At 36.1% G+C, this 20,550-nt stretch carries 15 protein-coding genes and 1 pseudogene; 12 read left to right on the forward strand and 4 right to left on the reverse strand.

The window, feature by feature from the left end:
- Positions 1–39 precede the first annotated feature (39 nt).
- The 8 genes from ABE34_RS17560 to ABE34_RS17595 all read left to right on the forward strand — a co-directional run bounded on the left by ABE34_RS17560 (position 40) and on the right by ABE34_RS17595 (position 13,201).
- Positions 40–420 (forward strand): hypothetical protein, encoded by a 381-nt coding sequence (locus ABE34_RS17560; protein ID WP_197143751.1) that lies wholly within the window; start codon positions 40–42, stop codon positions 418–420.
- Positions 421–980: 560 nt separating this feature from the next.
- Entirely contained in the window at positions 981–1,928 is a 948-nt protein-coding gene (locus ABE34_RS17565) for a nuclease-related domain-containing protein (protein ID WP_197143752.1), read from the forward strand.
- Positions 1,929–2,432: 504 nt separating this feature from the next.
- The gene (locus ABE34_RS17570) at positions 2,433–2,855 is read left to right on the forward strand and encodes a MarR family winged helix-turn-helix transcriptional regulator (protein ID WP_241747239.1); all 423 of its coding nucleotides are present in this window, start codon (positions 2,433–2,435) and stop codon (positions 2,853–2,855) included.
- Between the two features lie 11 nt (positions 2,856–2,866).
- On the forward strand, positions 2,867–4,066 hold the full coding sequence (locus tag ABE34_RS17575) for an MFS transporter (RefSeq protein ID WP_197143753.1): 1,200 nt from the start codon (positions 2,867–2,869) through the stop codon (positions 4,064–4,066).
- Between the two features lie 162 nt (positions 4,067–4,228).
- Positions 4,229–5,095 carry an iron uptake system protein EfeO gene (gene efeO, locus ABE34_RS17580; RefSeq protein WP_197143754.1) on the forward strand — a complete coding sequence of 289 codons (867 nt, stop codon included), beginning with the start codon at positions 4,229–4,231 and terminating at the stop codon, positions 5,093–5,095.
- An 18-nt stretch (positions 5,096–5,113) separates the two neighbouring features.
- Positions 5,114–6,373 (forward strand): iron uptake transporter deferrochelatase/peroxidase subunit, encoded by a 1,260-nt coding sequence (gene efeB, locus ABE34_RS17585; protein ID WP_197143755.1) that lies wholly within the window; start codon positions 5,114–5,116, stop codon positions 6,371–6,373.
- On the forward strand, positions 6,348–8,063 hold the full coding sequence (locus ABE34_RS17590; protein ID WP_197143756.1) for an FTR1 family protein: 1,716 nt from the start codon (positions 6,348–6,350) through the stop codon (positions 8,061–8,063). The genes efeB and ABE34_RS17590 overlap by 26 nt, the downstream gene beginning before the upstream one ends.
- 662 nt (positions 8,064–8,725) lie before the next feature.
- Entirely contained in the window at positions 8,726–13,201 is a 4,476-nt protein-coding gene (locus ABE34_RS17595) for an endonuclease (protein ID WP_197143757.1), read from the forward strand.
- Between the two features lie 88 nt (positions 13,202–13,289).
- Here the strand turns inward: ABE34_RS17595 and ABE34_RS17600 are convergent, their stop codons facing one another.
- Both ABE34_RS17600 and ABE34_RS17605 read right to left on the reverse strand, forming a co-directional pair.
- Positions 13,290–14,387: a hypothetical protein gene (locus tag ABE34_RS17600; RefSeq protein ID WP_197143758.1), complete on the reverse strand. Its 1,098-nt coding sequence runs from the start codon at positions 14,385–14,387 to the stop codon at positions 13,290–13,292.
- 492 nt (positions 14,388–14,879) lie between these two features.
- The gene (locus ABE34_RS17605) at positions 14,880–16,088 is read right to left on the reverse strand and encodes an MFS transporter (protein WP_197143759.1); all 1,209 of its coding nucleotides are present in this window, start codon (positions 16,086–16,088) and stop codon (positions 14,880–14,882) included.
- Positions 16,089–16,334: 246 nt separating this feature from the next.
- Here ABE34_RS17605 and ABE34_RS17610 point away from each other — a divergent pair, with 246 nt between their 5' ends.
- A complete protein-coding gene (locus ABE34_RS17610) occupies positions 16,335–17,726 on the forward strand; it encodes a PLP-dependent aminotransferase family protein (protein ID WP_197143760.1) in 1,392 nt (463 codons plus the stop codon).
- A 253-nt stretch (positions 17,727–17,979) separates the two neighbouring features.
- On the opposite strand, the gene ABE34_RS17615 is transcribed toward ABE34_RS17610, so the two are convergent.
- Positions 17,980–18,177, reverse strand: a complete 198-nt coding sequence (locus ABE34_RS17615) for a hypothetical protein (protein ID WP_197143761.1) — start codon at positions 18,175–18,177, stop codon at positions 17,980–17,982.
- Positions 18,178–19,002: 825 nt separating this feature from the next.
- Here ABE34_RS17615 and ABE34_RS17620 point away from each other — a divergent pair.
- Positions 19,003–19,269, forward strand: a complete 267-nt coding sequence (locus ABE34_RS17620) for a CPCC family cysteine-rich protein (protein WP_197143762.1) — start codon at positions 19,003–19,005, stop codon at positions 19,267–19,269.
- A gap of 39 nt (positions 19,270–19,308) precedes the next feature.
- Positions 19,309–19,437: pseudogene (locus ABE34_RS17625) on the forward strand (DUF6584 family protein); the annotation flags it as partial.
- Positions 19,438–19,614: 177 nt separating this feature from the next.
- On the opposite strand, the gene ABE34_RS25890 reads toward ABE34_RS17625, so the two are convergent.
- Positions 19,615–19,890 carry a DUF7010 family protein gene (locus tag ABE34_RS25890; protein WP_430982171.1) on the reverse strand — a complete coding sequence of 92 codons (276 nt, stop codon included), beginning with the start codon at positions 19,888–19,890 and terminating at the stop codon, positions 19,615–19,617.
- A 132-nt stretch (positions 19,891–20,022) separates the two neighbouring features.
- On the opposite strand from ABE34_RS25890, the gene ABE34_RS17635 reads away from it, so the two are divergent.
- Positions 20,023–20,247 (forward strand): hypothetical protein, encoded by a 225-nt coding sequence (locus tag ABE34_RS17635; protein WP_197143765.1) that lies wholly within the window; start codon positions 20,023–20,025, stop codon positions 20,245–20,247.
- Positions 20,248–20,550: the final 303 nt, after the last annotated feature.

Below are 20,550 nucleotides of genomic sequence, written 5' to 3' on the forward strand. Positions count from 1 at the left end.
AATAAGAAGCACTAAAATGAATGGGGGGAGTGATGGTACATGAGGAAAATAGTAATTGTCTTTTTGTGTTCGATAATTTCATTGTCAGCATGTAATTCAACATTAGCAATTACTGAAGTAAAATCTGTATCAAGGGACCTTCAAGAAATATTAAATGTCCTCGGAATGGAAGATTATGTACAAATGATTAATGATGGTGAAAAACGCTCTTATATTGTGATTAATACAAAGGGAACTGTTACGGTCAGCGTGAAGAGTAAGGACGATACGATTGTAATAAACATTGATGAAGTTGAAAATCAAAACGACGAAGGTATTACACAGCATATTTTTAAACTTACGATAGATGCTAATTATGAATATATTGATTTATATAAAAATGGTGAACAAATTCCGTTTGATACAGTGGGGGCCTTTTAGTTGAAAGAAGTCTGGAGCGACATATGAAATTTGTAGCGACGGAAAGCAAAGGCTCATCGACGGATAGAAGTCTCAGAGCGACGGAAAGAACTAGGACAACGACGGAAAGCAATCTCAAGGTGACGGATAGAATTTGTAGCGACGGAAAGCGAAGGCTCATCGACGGATAGAAGTCTCAGAGCGACGGAAAGAACTAGGACAACGACGGAAAGTAATCTCAAGGTGACGGATAGAATTTGTAGCGACGGAAAGCAAAGGCTCATCGACGGATAGAAGTCTCAGAGCGACGGAAAGAACTAGGACAACGACGGAAAGCAATATCAAGGCGACGGATAGAATTTGTAGCGACGGAAAGCAAAGGCTCACCGACGGAAAGAACTCCTACAACGACGGAAAGCGAGCAAAAAAATACTAACAAGAGCTGAAACGTTGGAATTTTTCCGTTCTTTCTGTCTAAAAAACTAGGTTAAAAATTTAATTTGCACTCCGTGTATTTCAAGTTTTTTGGAACCTCTTTTTATGAGGTTCTTTTTTTATAGGGATAGGAGGTGAAAAAAACAATGATTTTATTAGAACGTCAGGAATCGGAGCAACACAAAATTTTAGAGGCTTTGATACGTAGATTACCTAGTACACATACTGAATACAAGAATTATTTTGAGTGGTTGAGGCGTATACACGCAGGCTTTGCTGGGGAGCAAAGAGTAGATGCCGAATGGCTTGAAATCATTTTACCTCAACCGCATTATTTTCTTCATGATCTACAAATACTTAATCACTTTGGTACTACTCATCAAATAGACACCGTTTTACTATGTCCTCATTTTATATTGATACTCGAAATTAAAAATGTAACAGGCTTTCTAGATTTCGAGGAATCTTTTAATCAATTTACGCGAACTACAGTAGAAGGCGATGTCGAGGGAATGACGAATCCAATCCATCAAAGTAGACGACATATGGAGTGGATAATGGGTATGTTACAGCAGTCAAGGATTGAGATTCCAGTTCATTATGCTGTCGTTTTAGCAACGAAAAATGCTATTTTATCGAAGAGTTTAAGGGGACAACCAATTTTTCATGTACAAGGTTTACGGTATCACGTCCGAGAATGGCTTCAACAGCATAAAGAGACAGTAGTGGAGGAGGAAAAACTTTTTCAATTTGCTTCAAAATTATTGTCCAAGCATAGGCCAATCAAACGAGAAATAGTATTGCCTGTGCGGGATATAGTAAAAGGTGTGCTATGTGAAAGGTGTGTAAATGGACAGCCTATGAACTATCGTTATCCAAATTGGTATTGTCAACGCTGTGGAGAAATTAATAACGAGGCTATTTTTAGGACACTTGAAGATTATCGATTGTTAGTAGGCGAAACGTTAACAAATAAAAGCTTTTGTGAGTTTTTTGCAATAGATTCACCGAATACTGCTTATAAATTACTACAAAAGTTACCGTTGAAAGCTGAGGGAACAAAAAGAAATAGAAAGTATTTAATTGTTAAATAAAGAGCAAAAAATCAAGCGGTCTGAATTTTTGCTAGAAAGGATGTGAAGAATAGATGTCTAAGGGCGACAGAAAGAACTAAGAGACAGATGGATAGAACTAACGGCGACGGAAAGCCATGGACCACCGACGGAAAGATGTCTCGAAGCGACGGAAAGAAACAAGGCATCGACGGATAGAAATTCGAAGGTGACGGATAGAACTAACGGTGACGGAAAGCTATGCCCCAACGACGGATAGAAGTCTCAGAGCGACGGAAAGAACTAGGACAGCGACGGAAAGCAATCACAAGGCTACGGATAGAATTTGCAGTGACGGAAAGCTATGCCTTAACGACGGAAGGAACTAAGGCACAGACGGATAGAATTCTCGAAAAGTCGGATAGAACTACCAGCTCAACGAAAACCCCGCTCAAAGCCCCGAAAATTTCCCCGCTAATCCCTACTAGACAAATAAAAACTAAAAGCATATAGTTAGTTAGGCTAACTAACTAAAAAGGAGTGGTAATGTTGACGATCGAACAAGAATTTTTTAATCAGTACCGCTTAATGTATAGACCGTTTATCAATCTTATAAATGAGCAGTTAGGGAAATATCAGCTGTATAGCTCTCAATGGGCTCTTCTTCGGTTATTGACGGATAAAGGGCCACATACATTTGTGGACATTGCGAATTTTATGTTTATTGAAAAGCCGAGTGTGACGAGGCTTGTGCAAAAGCTTGTGGAGCTTGGCTACGTGGAGACGGTAGCGGGTAGGGATAAGCGCGAAAAGCTTGTACAATTGACGGCTAATGGTGAAGAGATTGTGCTAGAAATTCAAGCGCATTTAAAACCAACTATGGAACAGGCACTCGCGGGAGTATCCGAGCGGGATATTGAAATTGCGACACAAGTGTTAGCGAACATTTGTGCAAACATTAATCGGTAGGAGAGAAAAAAGTGGAAGCAACTAGACATAAACTTTGGACGAAGGACTTTTTAATCGTCTCACTTATTAATTTTACCATTACATTAATATTTTTTTTATTGATGGTAACGATTGCAGGCTATGCGGTTGAGCATTTTGGAGCTTCGACTAGTACGGCAGGGCTTGTATCGAGTATTTTTATTATTGGAACTTTATTTGGCCGTCTAGGGACAGGTCGTATTATTGGGGATTGGGGTAGCAAAAAAACATTATTTTTTGGATTATTATTGTTTATGTTATCAACGATGTCTTATTTTATCGCGACGAATTTACCGCTTCTAATGGTCAATCGTTTAGTACAGGGAATTGCACTTGGCATGGCTAGTACGGCTACAGGGACAATTATTGCACAGATTTTACCGTCTGATCGCCGAGGAGAAGGTATCGGTTATTACAGCTTGAGTGCTATTTTAGCTACGGCTATCGGACCGTTTGTAGGTATTCTTCTAACGCAGCTTTTTGAAGATTATCGGATGATTTTTGCTGTCGATTCCGTATTAGCTATTGTATGCTTCTTGTTGTATTTTATCGTAACCGTTCCAGATGCACCGAAGAAGGCAAAAGAGATGGCGGAGAAAACAGGCTTTAAGCTCACTAATTTTATTGAAATGCGTGCTGTGCCAATTGCTTTTGTGGCACTCGTTATTGGCTTTGCCTATTCAGGGGTTATGTCATTTATGACGTTTTACGCGAAAGAGCTTGATTTGGTAACAGCAGGAAGTTATTTCTTTATTATATATGCCATTGTTATTTTAGCAACACGTCCTTTTACAGGAAAATTACTAGACACTAGAGGTGCAAACATTGTTATCTATCCATGTCTAGTTATTTTCGCACTAGGAATGTATGCTTTTAGTTCGGCGAGTAGTAGTGTTGTATTTTTACTAGCCGCAGCTTGCATAGGGATTGGTTATGGCAATTTCAATTCAGTAGCACAAGCAATAGCGATTAAAGTTACACCAAATGAGCGTTTAGGACTTGCGACATCGACATATTTTATTTTATATGATTTAGGTTTAGGGGTTGGTCCTTATTTCTTAGGATTCTTCGTTCCGACTTCGGGGTACAGTGCCATTTTCTTTGCGATGGTATTTGTTATTTTAGTATCAATTATCCTTTATTATTTCTTATATGGAAAATATGAAAATAGTAATCAAGCGAAAATTTCGTAGTTTATAATAATTATATTGTGGAAAAAACGTCATTTTTCTAGTTATCTAATTAGATCAACTATAAAATGTCGTTTTTTACTATAAATAAAAATACTTCTTGCAATTGTATTTGATAATCATTATCATTCTCGATATAAACTATTTCGGAAGTAGGTACTTAGCATGAAAAAAACATCATTATTGTCAGTATTAGTTGCAGGAGGCATTCTAATGACTGGCTGTGGTAATACAGATGAAGCTAAAAAAGAAGATAAGCCAGCAACAGAACAAGCAGAAAAAGCTACAAAAGTTGATTTATCTGCTGAACTAGCAGCTTATCAAACATTTGCATTAGAGCAAATGGATCAATTTTTAGTAGAAACGGAAAAATTCGTGGAAGCATTTAAAGCCGGTAAAATTGAAGAAGCAAAAGCAGCCTATGCACCGGCACGTATGTATTTCGAGCGTTCGGAGCCAATCGCAGAGAGCTTTGGTGACCTTGACCCACGTATTGACGGTCGTTTAGCTGATATTAAAGAAGAAGGCAAGGGCGAAGAAGAATGGTCAGGTTATCATAAGCTTGAGCATGCGCTATGGGTAGAAAACAAAACTGCAGGCTATGAGGCAGTTGCAGATCAATTACTAGCAGACGCAAAAGAATTACACGCATTAGTTCAAACTGTAGAAGTAACACCTGATTTAATGATTACAGGTGCGGTTGATTTATTAAATGAAGTATCTACATCAAAAATCACTGGTGAAGAAGAAATCTATTCTCACACAGACCTTTATGACTTTAAAGCAAACATTGAAGGTGCAGAAAAAATCTTTGAAATCCTACGTTCTAAATTAGAAGCGAAAGATAAAGACTTAGTTGCAACATTAGATGAAAAATTCAAAGCAGTAGATGATTTATTGGCGAAGCATGCAACTGCTGATGGCGGATATGTTTCTTACGAAAAATTAACTGATGAAGACACAAAAGCACTTTCAGCGGCAGTTAATCAACTAGGTGAACCATTAAGTCAAATGGGTATTATTTTAGAGTAATTTTTGGAGTGATAATAAATGACAGCGTCAAATGATGAAAAATGGATGAATAAAAAAATATCAAGACGTGACATGTTAAAGCTAACAGGTATCGGAGCAGCTGGTATAGCTATCGGTGCCTCTGGCTTAGGTGGTGTTATGAAAGTAATGGGCTACGATGTGTTCGAGCCTGTTGCAGATAGCACGACGGCACGTAATAAAGTTGATTTTTATGGAAAACATCAATCTGGCATTATTACACCAGTTCAGACAAATATTTATTTTGCTTCTTTGGATGTATTATTTACATCAAAGAAAGACCTACAAGAGTTGTTCAAAAAATGGACACCTCTTGTTGTACGTTTAATGAATGGTGAATTAATGGTAGATTTAACAACAAATACTAGAGTTCCTACAGGGGATACAGGTGAAGCAGAAGGTTTAGACGCTTCGAATTTATCGATTACGATTGGTGTCGGCCCATCTTTGTTTGATAAGCTTGGTATCCAACATTTGAAGCCTGCAGAATTAAATGATTTACCACATTTCCCAAAAGATCAGCTACAAAAAGAACTTACAGGTGGAGATATTTGTATTCAGGCATGTGCGGATGACCCACAGGTGGCATTCCACGCAGTACGTAACTTAGTTCGTGCAGCATCTGGTAAAGTAGAAATTAAATGGTCTCAAGCGGGCTTTAACTCATTCCCAGCTGGTGGAGGAACACCGAGAAATTTATTTGCATTCAAGGATGGTACTGGGAATCCATCGACTGCCGATGACAAAGATTTAAATAAAGTTGTATGGGTCGATAAAGGCTGGCTAAAAGGCGGCTCTTATTTAGTTGCTCGTAAAGTTCAAATGCATCTTGAAACATGGGATCGTACATCATTGAAAGATCAGGAGGCAACATTTGGTCGTTATCGCGATAGTGGTGCACCTTTTGGTAAAAAGAAAGAGTTCGATGATTTCGATGTAGAGGCGAAGGATAGCAACGGTGAGTATATTATGCCAGATACGTCACACGTACATTTGGCACGTAAATCAGGTGCGCGTATGTTACGTCGCTCGTATTCTTATGCATCAGGTGTTATGACGAATACAGGTGCGCATGATGCAGGGCTTATGTTTATATCTTTTCAAAAAGACCCAGCCCAATTTATAACAGTTCAAAATAGCTTAGGACGTTTAGATAAAATGAATGAGTATACTACACATCGAGGCAGCGCAGTGTTCGCTTGTTTCCCTGGTGTACAAAAGGGGAGTTATATAGGTGAAGCACTTTTTAACGCGCTGTAGCTTAGTACTTTGCTTGTTATTGGCACTTGCTGTACCAGTACAGGCAGCGCAATCTTATAGTCACTTATACATTTCTATTAGTGATGCGCTAATGAATACGAAGCAGGATAAAGGATCCGAAGCTGAGCAAGCCCTTGAACAGTTTGCAACAGACTGGGCGTCGGTTACATCAGAGCAAAAGAAAGCAAAAGAAAAAGTTGATAATATACTTGCACAAGCAGTTGAAGCTACAACTAAGGATGAACGTTTAAAGGCACTATCTGAATTGTCAAATGCTTTACGTGCATTAGAAAAGCTTGAGAATCCTGTAGATGAAGCGGCGCAGCGTGCAGAGTTTGGGCAAAAGTTTAAACCAATCATGGGGGAATTTGAGGAAGCTTTAGCAAGTGGTGACATCACAGCAATCGATGAAGCCTATAAAGACTTTAATATCAAATGGAATAAAAACGAAAGACCTGTGCGTGAGCAAAGTATCGCGATGTATGGGCAAATTGAAACACAAATGGCGTTTTTACGCATTTCCATTTCCGCTGAGGAACCTGATGTAGAGCTTATGAAATCTCAATTTGCTGACTTAAAGCAAACAATAGAGGAGTTTGTGGCTGGTAAGGAAACAGCAGAAGTAGTGGAAGGTGAATATTCATTAGCTACATTAATTGCTTATATTGATGAGGCAAACGATTTTATCGATGCAGGTGATTATAAAGCAGCTTCTGATAAAATTCGAGAATTTATTACTATCTGGCCAAGTGTGGAAATTGAAATCTCCACTCGTAACAGTAGTTTATATACTAAAATTGAAAATGATATGCCGATTATCGCCAGTGATTTATTAAAATCAACAGTTGATACAGACAGTATTAAAAGCAATTTAGAGAATATTCGTACCGAAATTGAGCTGATCCAAGGGAATACAGATTATACCTTGTGGGATGCTGCTCTTATTTTACTGCGTGAAGGGTTAGAAGCGCTACTCATTATTTTAGCTTTAGTATCGTTCTTAGATAAATCAGGACAAAAATCTATGCGTAAATGGATTTATGTTGGTGCATTTGTAGGGATTCTTTTATCTGCAGTTGCGGCGGTTTTAATGTCTACGATTTTTAATTCTGCAACGATTGATACTAATCGAGAGTTAATGGAGGGTTATGTTGGTTTACTTGCAGCATCAATGATGATTGGAGTAGGTATTTGGCTCCATAGTAAATCGAGTGTGGTAAGCTGGAACCGCTATATTTCCAAACAAATGGGCAATGCCATCTCTACTGGCTCGGTGTTTGCGATGGCATCAATTAGCTTTTTATCTGTTTTCCGTGAAGGTGCAGAAACACTTGTATTCTATGCAGGAATTGCACCTAAAATGGAGACATCTCAGTTTGTGCTAGGGATCGTAGTAGCACTTTTAGTATTAGCTATTTTTGCATTTGTATTATTTAAAGCAAGTGGAAAAATTCCAATTCATAAATTTTTCGCTGTAGCTACGGTGTTAATCTACGTTTTGGCATTTAAAATTATTGGTGTCAGCCTGCATACATTGCAGTTAAGGGATTCTGTTTCAACAACTATTGTAGATGGCTTGCCGGTGGTCAACATCATTGGTTTCTATCCGACAGTAGAAACAATGATTGGACAAGCGATTTTACTCTTACTTGTTATCGCTACGATCGTATATAAAAAGAAACAAAAATAAATATAGAAGGGCAGATGAATATACATTCATCTGTCTTTATTTTGTTGTGTCAATGAAATTAGGTGTTATCTGCAATAATGTATGGCTTTCGGCAAAGCGAGGGGTTGATCTCCGTTCCGACTGAGCGCTTTGTAGCTGACGCTTTGCTTTCGCTACAGAAAACATTTGTTGTTGCAGTCGCTTCGCTTTCGCACAGAGCAAAGCTTCCTGGGGGCGTCCGACGAGCAGCTTCGCTTCCACATAATGGTGTTGATACAAAAGTAGTAGTAAGATAGAAAATAGTCTCTTGACCAGTAACTGGTTAAGAGACTATTTTCTTTTGGCCTAAATCAATTAGCCCGTTTTAGTTTTTTATAATTAAGCATATTAGGTAAGTGTCAAATTTTATTTATATGTTAAAATTATGTTATAAATTGTTAAAATCCCTGTAGTAGATGTGTTTTCTATTATTACAAATCATTAACATAATTTAAATACTATAAAAATAGTGAATTAATAATAATATGATTACATATATATGTAATGGGGAAATATGCTTTGAATAGTTCGACCATTTACGACATAGCGTACGCGATAATTGTCGTCTGTACGGTATAGACCTAAACCGAAAGTATCTTTTGCACAAAACTGACATTCTTTAAATTGAAAGGAGAATTGACCTGATGTCAAAGAAGAATTGGAAAAAGCCGTTAAATACCTTTTTAGCAACAACTCTAGTCGCAAGTATTGCCGCACCTGTAGCACCCATTACAGTAAATGCAGAAACACTTGCAAAAGATTTAATCATTTCAGAGTATATTGAAGGAACTTCCTTCAATAAAGCGATTGAAATTTATAATGGTACAGGTGCCGCGGTTGATTTAAGTAATTATACGCTAGAGCTTCATACGAACGGAGAAGCTACCGCGAAGAATAAAGTGAGTTTAACAGGTACTCTAGAAAACGGTGCTACGTATGTTTTACATCATAAAGATGCAGATACAAACATTAAAGCAAAAGGAAATCTAGAAAACATAACGGTTATTAATTTCAATGGAAATGATCCAGTCGTATTAAGAAAATCTGGTGAAATAGTCGATTCCATTGGACAAGTTGGTTCTTCAGCAGATTTTGCTAAAGATGTAACTTTAGTAAGGAAGAGTTCAGTTTTGACGGGTGATACAACTATTAATGATTCTTTTTATGCAGCATCGGAATGGGATTCATTACCGGTAGATAATTTCTCCAATTTAGGCCAACACGTAATGGATGGCAATTCAGGTGGGCCTGTTGACCCCGAGGTACCGGCAATTCTCTCAATTGGAGATGCTCGAAATAAAAGTGTCGGTGAAACGGTAACAATCAAAGGTAGAGTTGCAGCGGGCTTAAAAAATACGTTTTCCGTTCAAGATGAGACAGGTGGTATTGCGGTACGACCTACTAGTCTAGCTATGTCTGTCGGGGATGAAGTTACGTTAAAAGGGAAGTTAGCAGACTATCGTGGTTTACTACAATTAGATGGTGCTACAATCGTTGAAAAAGTTGAAAATGCTGGGGTACCTGCCCCAAAGGTAGTAGCAGGGGCTCAAGTTAATGAAGAGAGTGAATCGCAGTTAGTAACCGTGAAAAATGTAACGCTAACAGATGTTCAACAAGGTGCAGGATGGGCAAACTTTACTGCAAATGACGGAACGAATTTTCTTGTGCGAGATGAGACAAATTCACTTGGCTTAACTGTCGGTACAAACTATGAATCTATCACTGGTATTGTTCAACAGTTCGATAAAGACTATCAGGTGATTCCTCGATCAGAAGCAGATATTGTAGTGGATAGTGCAGCACTAAAGCCTGCTAGCGCATCTCCTGGAAGTGGGACGTTTGTTGGGAAAACAACAGTAACTTTAACAACATCGACAGCAGATGCAGAAATTTATTACACTTTAGATGGTACAGAGCCAACTGATAAAAGTCTTAAATATGAGACACCAATTGAAATTAGCAAAAATACGACTTTAAAAACAATCGTTAAAGCTAAAGATGGCAAGTTTAGTGAAATAACTACATTTGAATATAGCATTGCAGATAAATTACAAATTCATGATATTCAAGGTGCAGGTCATGCAACAACATTTGATGGTAAAACAGTTGAAGGAATTGAAGGAATCGTAACTTATTCATTCACGTTAAATAATAATTGGTATTATACGATTCAAACACCAGATGAATTAGCCGATCAGGATCCGAACACTTCTGAAGGTATTTTTCTGTACAGTGGAAAGAAACCATGGCCAATAAAAGTGGGAGATTTAGTATCTGTTAAAGGTAAAGTAAGCGAATATGCATACGATGGCTATGATGACAGGCAGCAAACAGATTTAAAAACAACACAAATTAATGTGCGTGACGATCAAGACGGAAAAGTGGAAGTCATTAAAAGTAGTGTAGCCTTACCAAAAGCAATTGGAATCGATAAGTTAAAAATGTCTTTTAGTAAAATCGACAGTGATAATCTTGGCATTTTTAATCCAACGATCGATGCTATTGATTTTTGGGAAAGTATCGAAGGCATGAGAGTAGAAGTTGGAAATGTGAAAGCGGTAGCACCTCAAGAGCATGGAGATTTAGTAACAGTACTTGAGGGGGAACCAACAAACACAATTCACGGTGGGGTATTGCATGAGAAAGAAAATGCAAATCCAAACAGAGTTCAATTCCGACTAGAACCGAATGGCGCTGCACGTGATTTTGAAGTAGCGACAGGTGATCAATTTAAAGGGCCAATTACGGGAATCGTAGGCTATTCCTATCAAAACTTTAAAATCTATGCTTCTTTAGATGAGATGAAAGCAGCTCATGAAAAAGGAAATACATCACCTGAGACGACAAAAATAGTAAAGGCAGAAGATAAATTAACAATTGCCTCTTATAATTTGGAGAACTTCTCTAATAACAAAACTTCTACTACTGATGATAAAGCGAAAAAATTAGCAAGAGCAATTGGTATTGATATGGGCAGTCCTGATATTGTTGGTGTAACAGAGGTACAAGATAATAACGGGCCATCTGCAGGAGATTCAAAAGCAGATCAAAGTTATCAAAGATTAATTGATGCCATTAAAGGTGCAGGTGGTGTCGAGTATCAGTATGTTAATATCGATCCAATTAACAATCAAGACGGTGGAGCACCAGATGCAAATATTCGAGTTGGCTTCCTTTATAATCCAGAGCGAGTGAAGTTAAAGGATGGTATTCCAGCAGGGGATGCTACAACAGCTGTTGGTTATGAAGATGGGAAATTAACAGTGAACCCTGGGCGTATTGATCCTGCAAATGAAGCGTTTAAAAGTAGCCGTAAACCTTTAGCAGCGCAATTTGAATTCCAAGATGAAGATATAATTGTGATCGCAAATCATTGGAATTCTAAAAGTGGGGATACCCCATTATTTGGTTCGATTCAGCCTCCACAGTATGGTAGTGAAGTACAACGTAAAAAAATCGCCAATATTGTTTCTAATTTTGTTGGAGACGTTAAATCAAAAAATCCAGATGCAAACATTGTTTCTTTAGGTGATTTTAATGATTATCAATTTGCGGATGCGCTTAAAATCCATGAAGGTCAATTTATGACGAATATGATTAATAAAGTAGAGGCTTCTGATCGATACACATATGTATATCAGGGGAATTCACAAGTATTAGACCATATTTTAGTGTCAAACAATTTGGCAGAGAAAACAGATGTTGATATTCTTCATATTAATGCTGATTTTACAGATATGGCCGGTCGTGCAAGTGACCATGATCCAGTAATGGTTCAAATTGATGTTAATAAAGATTCAACTGTTGAACCGATTAAACCTGAAATAGTATATGACTATAAGAACTTCAAAAAGAACAAATTAACAATCAATAAACCTAGTATAGCACTTCATTTAGATGCTCAATCTGTTATTCCAAAAGGTGTGTTCCTTAAAGGTGCCTATGCAGAACTCCATGGGGAGGGCTTTAAGACGACTGATGTTATCCTAAGTCCAGCGAAAGCAGGGATGATTCTTGACCTTAAAGGCACTATCGTGAAATCACTCACAATTGAAGGTGCAAAAGTCAGTGAAATAAGAGGCGCTGAAAATTTAGATTTACAATCGATCATCTATAAAAAGGGCGCAGCTCCTGAGCAAATTAAATTTACAAATTCAAAGGGGAAACCGATTGTGAATCCTTCTTTGTCTGCTGAAAACAATCAACCAATCGTTAAAGAACCTATTACTAACAAAACTGTAGCTATTGGAGAGGAAATTAAAATTGATTTAACCAATCATTTTTCCGATCCTGATGGGGACAAACTTTCATTTACTGCTACAAAAGGCACGATAAATGGAACGATATTAACAGTTAATTTAACAGAGGGTAGTCATATTGTTGGTGTTACAGCATCTGATGGAAACAAAAGTGTCACAACAAGTTTCAGCGTGACAGTCATTGCTAATGATTATTATACAAGTGCTTATAACAAGGAGGGGCAAGCACTAAAAAAGGCCCTTCATGATATCATTTCAGTACAAAAGGTACTTTCATATGATGATGTATGGAATGCATTGAAGTATACGGATGAAGATCCTACAAATCAGAGTAATGTCATATTATTTTACTCTGGGAAATCTAGTCCAAAAACAAATAGTGGTGGCAATGTAGGAAACTGGAACCGAGAGCATACGTGGGCAAAGTCACATGGTAACTTTGGGACAAGCAATGGACCAGGAACAGATATCCATCACTTACGCCCAACCGATGTACAAGTTAATAGCTCAAGAGGAAATTTAGACTTTGACAATGGTGGCAGTCCAGTGGCAGGTTGTAATGGTTGCTTGAAAGATTCAGATTCATTCGAACCACCTAATCGCGTAAAAGGTGATGTAGCACGTATATTATTATATATGGCTACTCGTTATGAAGTTGGAGATAAGGTGGATCTTGAATTAAATGACAAAGTTAATAATGGAACAGCTCCTTATCACGGTAAGCTTTCTGTTCTTTTACAATGGCACAAGCAAGATCCTGTAGATGAATATGAAAAACAAAGAAATGAAAAAATTTACGAAATCCAAGGCAATCGAAATCCATTTATAGATCATCCTGAATGGGTGGAGAAGATATGGTAAGTTAAAGAAGAGTACTCAAAACGCCACTTCAATGTTTATGTTGAAGTGGCGTTTGAGTTTTGTTACACTCTTTTCAATTCTACTAAAATTAATAGTGCTCTTTAGGGTTTTGAATACTAATTCTTTTCAATAGCGCGTTTTCAGTAGATCCATCGAATTCAGCGTGGAATACTACATCATCAACAGTAAATGTTGCGAAATATAGTATTTGGTCAATAGTATCCGTGAAATCATTTGTTTCTATTATCACTTTTTGATTTATAGCTTTTGAAATATCTTTTGCCGTTACTTCTTTAAAGTTAAATAAAAGAACATGTGTAATTGGTCCGTTGTTTATGTTTCCATCGTAAAATGTAGTGCAAATTGAGTAATCTTCATACGATTTGCATATAACACCTTCAAAAGATTCTTCTTTCGCTATAGCCTTATTCTTTTGAACGCCATCACCAATAGTGTCCATAAAGGAAATCCCTGTTTTGGTGAAACTATTATTTAATGCTTTCATAAATGCTTTATTATGTATTAATGGAAGTCCTGTTTCGAGCAATATTTTTTCATTATTTGCTAATAGATGATCGTCTTTTACTACATAGGTTTGATTTAATTCAGCCCCAACTAAATGAAAGGAATTTGTAGTAGGATTTATAGTTATATCCTCCCTATTTTCTGCATATGCTTTGAAGCCCATTATGACACGAGAATTATCATCAGAAGCCTTAATAAGGTTTACTTCATGTGCAATCGTTTTGACGCCTGGTTGAAAGTCACTCGCAATGAGTATTTCTTTATCATCTGGTCCATTTAGAACGCCATGGAATGCAATCTCGTTATAAATTGGATATTCATAGTGTAGATCACTCCAGTTCTCCCAAGTTTTATTTGTTCTATTATATTTCCCTACAATGTAACCATAATTGGTTTGATCACTATAACCAAAAATATATTCAGGGATTTTATCTCCATCAAAATCGACAAATTGTTCAGCTGCGACAGGGAATTTAGATTTCGTTTGCTCATACCATTCACTTGTATTTACTGTACTCTGCCATTCTTCTTTCGATTGAGGGAGAGCTTGCTCTGCTGTTCGCTTCTCAGAAGCCTCTTCATTTTTCTTAGAAACTCCCTCATTACTTGAACATCCTACTAATAAACACACCAGTAAGAGGATCGACAAATTTCTTAACATCCTGAAAACCTCCATTTAATCTTTAATCTAGTCATAATCTATCATATATAATTCTACCTTTAGTCGCATCTTAGTATCTACATATTTTTTTCGAAAGTACCAATATTTATTGGGAAATCTATATATTTAATAGAAGATGTATTTTAACAAGTTCATAAAGGAGATGCTGATAGTGAGATTATGGAAGCCTAATGAGGAGAGTGTATTCATTTTTGATGAATCACACAAACATAGATTATTTTTTGTTGTGAGTAGAATCTTTATTTGCGATTATGTTATGTTGAATCTTAGTTTAGTAGATATGGAAGTGTGCGATCGAACATTGGATAAAAAGAAGAGTACTCAAAATGCCACTTCAAAGTTTAAGTTGAAGTGGCGTTTTTTTCTTTTCAAACTTACATTTTCAATAGGTTCATCGAGCTCAGCATGACAAACGTTTGCACAAAATGCTTCAATGAAGAATCGAATTTACATTGCGTTTGGCCATAAAACTTAAGCAATCTCCTTCTTTACCTTTTTCACAATAGTATGTGAAGATAGTCTACCATGCAGTAAATAATAAACAGCAATTCCGATTATGATAAGGAATGAACAATAAAAATATATGGATCCGTAATCAATTTTAGCTGCGGCAATACCAAAGATAAATGACCCAATGCCGAAACCAAAATCATAGATAGAAAGGAATGTAGCCGTAGCCAATGCTCTCTTTTTAGGGGGTGCTACTTGAATAGCAATAGTTTGAAAGCTTGGAAATACAGTTCCCCATCCAATACCTATAAGGGCTGCTGATGCAAGAAATAATAAGGACGTATTCGATACGCTCAGTAAAAACGTACCGACTGCGAAACATAAAATAGCGGGATAAATGATCATATTTGCCCCGAATAAATCAAACCATTTTCCGGTAAAAGGTCGTGAAATTAAAAGGACCACTGCGTATACAACAAAGAAATAACTAGCAGCTTCCACTAAGCTTTGCTCTTTAGCATATAAGGATACGAAGGAAATAATTCCTGAATAAATTAGTCCAAAGAAAGCAGAAACCAATGATACAGGAATAGCAGAACGTTCTAAATAATCTCCAATTTTCATGCTTGTTTTTCGTTCAATTTCCTGTTCAGGCATAAAAGTTTTCTTAGGTAATTTAACAAATAATCCTGCAATGAGTGCAAAGAAAGCAAAACATGCATTTAATATAAACATTAGACTTGTCGCTGTTTGATGCATAACAGTTAAACCTAAAAAGGGACCAATAGCCATAGCAAGATTTAGCGTTAGTCCATAGTACCCCATTCCTTCTCCTTTACGGGATTCAGGGATGAGATCAGCTACAATTGCTCCAGTGGCCGTTGTGGCCATTCCAAAGCCAATTCCATGAAAAAAGCGAAGAAATAGTAAGCCAATCAAAGATTGCGGAATAAAATACAAAGTTGAAGCAGCGAAAAGAACAAGGAGGGAACTTATAAAAACGACATATTTTCCTGCCTTTTCGATCCACTTACCTGCCAATGGGCGTGTTAGGATGGAGGCAATCAAAAAAACTGTAGTAATAAGTCCTGCTTCAGTTTTGGCACCATGCAATTCTTGTAAAGCATATATCGGTAATGTGACCAATAAATAAAAAAATGTTGTAAACACGAGAAAATTAGTAATGGCAATACTGATAAAATCCCTTGTCCATAATCGAGGTTTATCCAATATTTCCTCCTCCTCTAATATATTAAATTCCTTGTACCATCCGCTAAAACAGAGGAACTTAGGTTAAGACCTCTCTAGATGACAGAAGTCCCTTGAATTCTTATTGCTATCAAGTTGATTCCCACAAAATATGTACATGAATATTGTCATCAGTGACCTTTTTCTAAATTCATTATTCATTTATACTGTCATTTCTAAAAGGTACAGTTTACAATAAACATAAATGACAGATGAGGTGTTTCAACGATGAATGAGCTAATTTTTAATATCAATCGAGAAAGTAACACTCCTATGTACCAACAAGTTTATCAATACATACGAACTCAGATTTTATCTGGTAAATTAGAGTGGAATACAAAGTTGCCATCAATTAGGCAACTTGCTCTCCAACTAGAGGTCAGCAGAAACACAACTCAGCTAGCTTATGAACAATTGCAATCGGAAGGGTATATTCGAAGTGAGAACAAAAAGGGGTTTTTTGTGGATGCAAATATATCGGATGAGACGCTTAATTATGAACCTATAAAAGAACAGCATCATGAAAAGAAACAAACAGACATAAAAACGATTGACTTTAAAATCGGGACAGTGGATCAAGAGAATTTTCCTTTAAAAACATGGAGAATGCTTACTAACAAAGTGATTAAAGACTCTAGCATGTTTTCATACGGAGATAAACAAGGTGATATTCAACTAAGAAAGGCATTAGTAGATTACTTGTTCCAATCAAGAGGGGTTAATGCTTCTGTTGAACAGATTATTATTGGCAGTAGTACACAACATTTGTTATTACTTTTGACGCTGTTGCTTAAGAAAGACTATCAATATCTGGCAGTAGAAGACCCTGGATATAATATGGCGAGGGACTTATTTGCACTTCAATCATTTATCATTGATCCAATCCCGGTAACAGAACAAGGCATTCAAGTCGATCGCCTTTTACAGTCATCCTCTAGACTTTTATATGTCACTCCTACACACCACTTTCCATACGGAGTAACGATCCCCGTCAATGAAAGATTACAGTTAATTCAATGGGCAAAAAGGGTGGAAGGATATATTATTGAGGATGATTACGATAGTGAATTTCGTTACATTCATCAACCTATACCGTCTCTTCAAAGCTTAGATTCGAATGATAGGGTGGTTTATTTAGGAACTTTTTCAAAAGCATTGCTACCTTCTATCCGGGTTAGTTATATGGTTTTGCCAAAGAGGCTAGTAAGTGAATATAAAAAGATCCTTCCTTTGCTTGAGCAAACATCCTCATCTATTCACCAGAGAACACTTGCGACTTTTATGAATGAAGGCTATTGGTACTCACATTTAAGGAAGATGAAAGCTTTGTATAAACGTAAAATGAATCTATTGAATAGGGAATTAATAAAACACTTTAAAAATGATGTTGAAATAAAAGGTAGTAGCTCCGGAGTTTACGTTATTATTGAAGTTAAAACAAAAATGAGTGAAAAAATGCTAATTGAAAGCGCATATGAACACGGAATAGCAGTTCATCCTTGCTCACAAACTTTCTCGAAATATAAACCACAATATCCAAATATATTACTTGGGTTGGGTAATTTAAGTGAAGAAGAGATCATAAAAGGAGTATCACAATTAGCGAAAATTTGGTTGTAATCTTATTAGGGGGAGCAACACATCGATATCAAGTTAATTGGTGTCGCTATCAAATATCTGAGGCTTCATTTTATTCCCTTACTATTAACTGAAAGAGGTAACCATCTCATTATTTTTGAGTGGTTTCTTTTTTTATAAGTTGGCATCACTTAAGAGTTATGTCACTGATATGAGCAGAAATAGTAAAGTACAATATTAAATTACATCCCTATATTGAGTGAATATGTGAAGGTAAAGAAAAAACATCATTTAGTTATCGATTAGTTCTATTTTTAAAAAAGTTTGAAGTAAACAAAAAAGCAATTCCAATAAAAATGTATAGTAGTGCTGCAGATTTGTTCGGAATAAATGAATTGTAATGAAGAGGGCCGAGCGACGTTCCAAATCCACTCATACACATAAATAAGCCTATCCAATAAATGAATTTTCCGATTGTAGTATGTTTTTTCATATATAGACCCCTCCTAAAATGTGGATTTTCTATATCAAAGCATAACATAATTAGGAAAATTTTAGAACGTTGGTTTTGAGGAGATTAATAAATAAAGTAATTTACTACTTCATCGAATATCAAGAATTTGTGAAGAAATATACTCTAACTATGTAGTTGAGCGAGATGTGGAAAAAATTACACATATAAATAAAAGTAATACATTGTTAAGATTTGATAGGTCAAGTATTCTTTGGTAAGAAATTAGAACAGGGGCATTTCTCCAATAAGTGAAGACGTTTTTTACTAACTAAGCAGGATAGTTCAAGGTAGATAATTAGTAGTATTTTTTTGTGAAAGGAAAAGTAATGAGTAAGGTAAAACTATATTTAAAATATCGAAAAAAATCATATCTTTTATATACTGCACTTTATATTGCAGGTCTCATTGTTGTTATCTGTATATTTGGACCTCCGAAGTATTATGTTGTACCTATTTTATCAATGATAATAACTTATAGCTTTTTAGAGTTTCGAGAATTTAAAAGTTGGAAAAAAGAAAATTATTGAATTTAGTATCCTCAAGGAGGTTTGCTTGAAGATCATTGGGAAGGATAGACAGCTCCATTTCCTTATTGTGCTAACGGCGCGGTTTAGTTTAAGAAGGGAAAAATTACATATGAAGATAAAGTGAAAAGAAATAACTTGATAATAAAAAGAAGTGATTGGTTGAACGCTAAAACCTTACTTGAATGGGAACAAAAGCACGATGCAAAAAATCAAACAATGAAGGGGTTTGGGGAAAGTTTTAGTAAATGGCGTGAGGAAGATAGATGGGAGGAATTATATGAAATATACTTGCCCTTGTTGTGGATATAGAACATTAGACGAAGAGCCACCGGGAACTTACGATATATGTGGAATTTGTTTTTGGGAAGATGATGGAGTTCAATTTAAAGACCCTGATTATGATGGAGGAGCTAATATTCCTTCCTTAAGGCAAGCACAAAAAAACTTTATTGAATTTGGTTCTTGTGAAGAAAGGTGTATTGAGTTTGTAAGAATACCAAATGAAAAAGACGAAAAAGATCCTAATTGGAAACGGTTATTTTAGAGTAAGTAAGGAAATAGGCTAAACGAGGGTGTTTTTTTATTGAAAAAGGAAATTCCAAAGGCTTTAAAACGAATAGAAGAGGATATTAAAAATGATGACTTGGGGAAGGCAAGGGATAGATTACACGGGTTAATATCAACATTTCCAAATGAATTAGAACTCCGAGAAATGACTTATACTATAAAAAAAATCACCTAATAAAAGGTGATTAAACAAGACTGTCTTTAAGTTCTCTTAGAATTAACATAACTCCAATACCATACACAATAGAAATCGCTAAAGGTACGAGAGTGTATGCTGAATCAACAAAGAATCCACCTAGTATTAGAGCGGAAAGACATGTGCCTAAAGTAATAAATAAATAAATAAATAAGCTTTACTTTTATAAATCCATATGTATGGCAAAAAATGTGAGCCTGCAAGTAAACCGATTGTGAAGGGGAGATATTCAGGTATATTCATATATACAATAATAAATACAGGAATATAAAAAGCTTGGGGAGCTGCAACTATTCCTCCTAAAGTACCTAATGGATTGCCTGTAGTAAGTAAATTAACACCAAGAATTTTACTAATAAGAATTCCAAAAGGAAAAATGGCACCTAAGCCAAATATCCAAATTAAACTTACAGTGACTTGTTGTGGATATTATCAAGCAAAAATTGACAATATCGAATAAGATTCTAGAAAATGATAGATTGTTTATGTGTACTAATTTTCATTTACCTTAATTGGAAAAGAGGTTTTGAATAAATGAAAAGCAATATTATTTTGGGGATAGTATTATTAGCGCTTAGTTTGTTTCTTAAGCCATTAATGGCGATTGTGGGGCTGAATGAAAAATTATTTAGATTGCACTTGCAAGGTGAAACAGTGTTTTCATTGAGTCCATTCTTAGTTCGGATTATTTTGGCAGTAATTGGGGTTATCATGCTTATCATCGGCGGTATGCAAGTAACAAAGCAGAAGAAAAAATAATTGAAAGGATAGAGAACACAACAATTGGTTTTGCTACAATATTGAACATTTATAGCCAAGGTATTGAAGACCTCGTTATCTAATTAGATGAAAATCATTAGGAGTTTCTTCAACTAATGAGGTTTTTTTCTTGATGATTATTGAGTTGCATATGCAGCTCTTTTTTTATTGAACTTAAGGAGACAAGTTAATGGAAGAAGAAATATGTCTTTAAAATAGGGGTAGTTTCAGGAAAATGCGGTTTTACAACGTTAAGAAAAATTAATATAAAAAGCCGAATTCAATGTTTATGGAATTCGGCTT

The sequence above is a fragment of the Lysinibacillus sphaericus genome, from assembly GCF_015844675.1.
Lineage (GTDB): Bacteria > Bacillota > Bacilli > Bacillales_A > Planococcaceae > Lysinibacillus > Lysinibacillus sphaericus_E.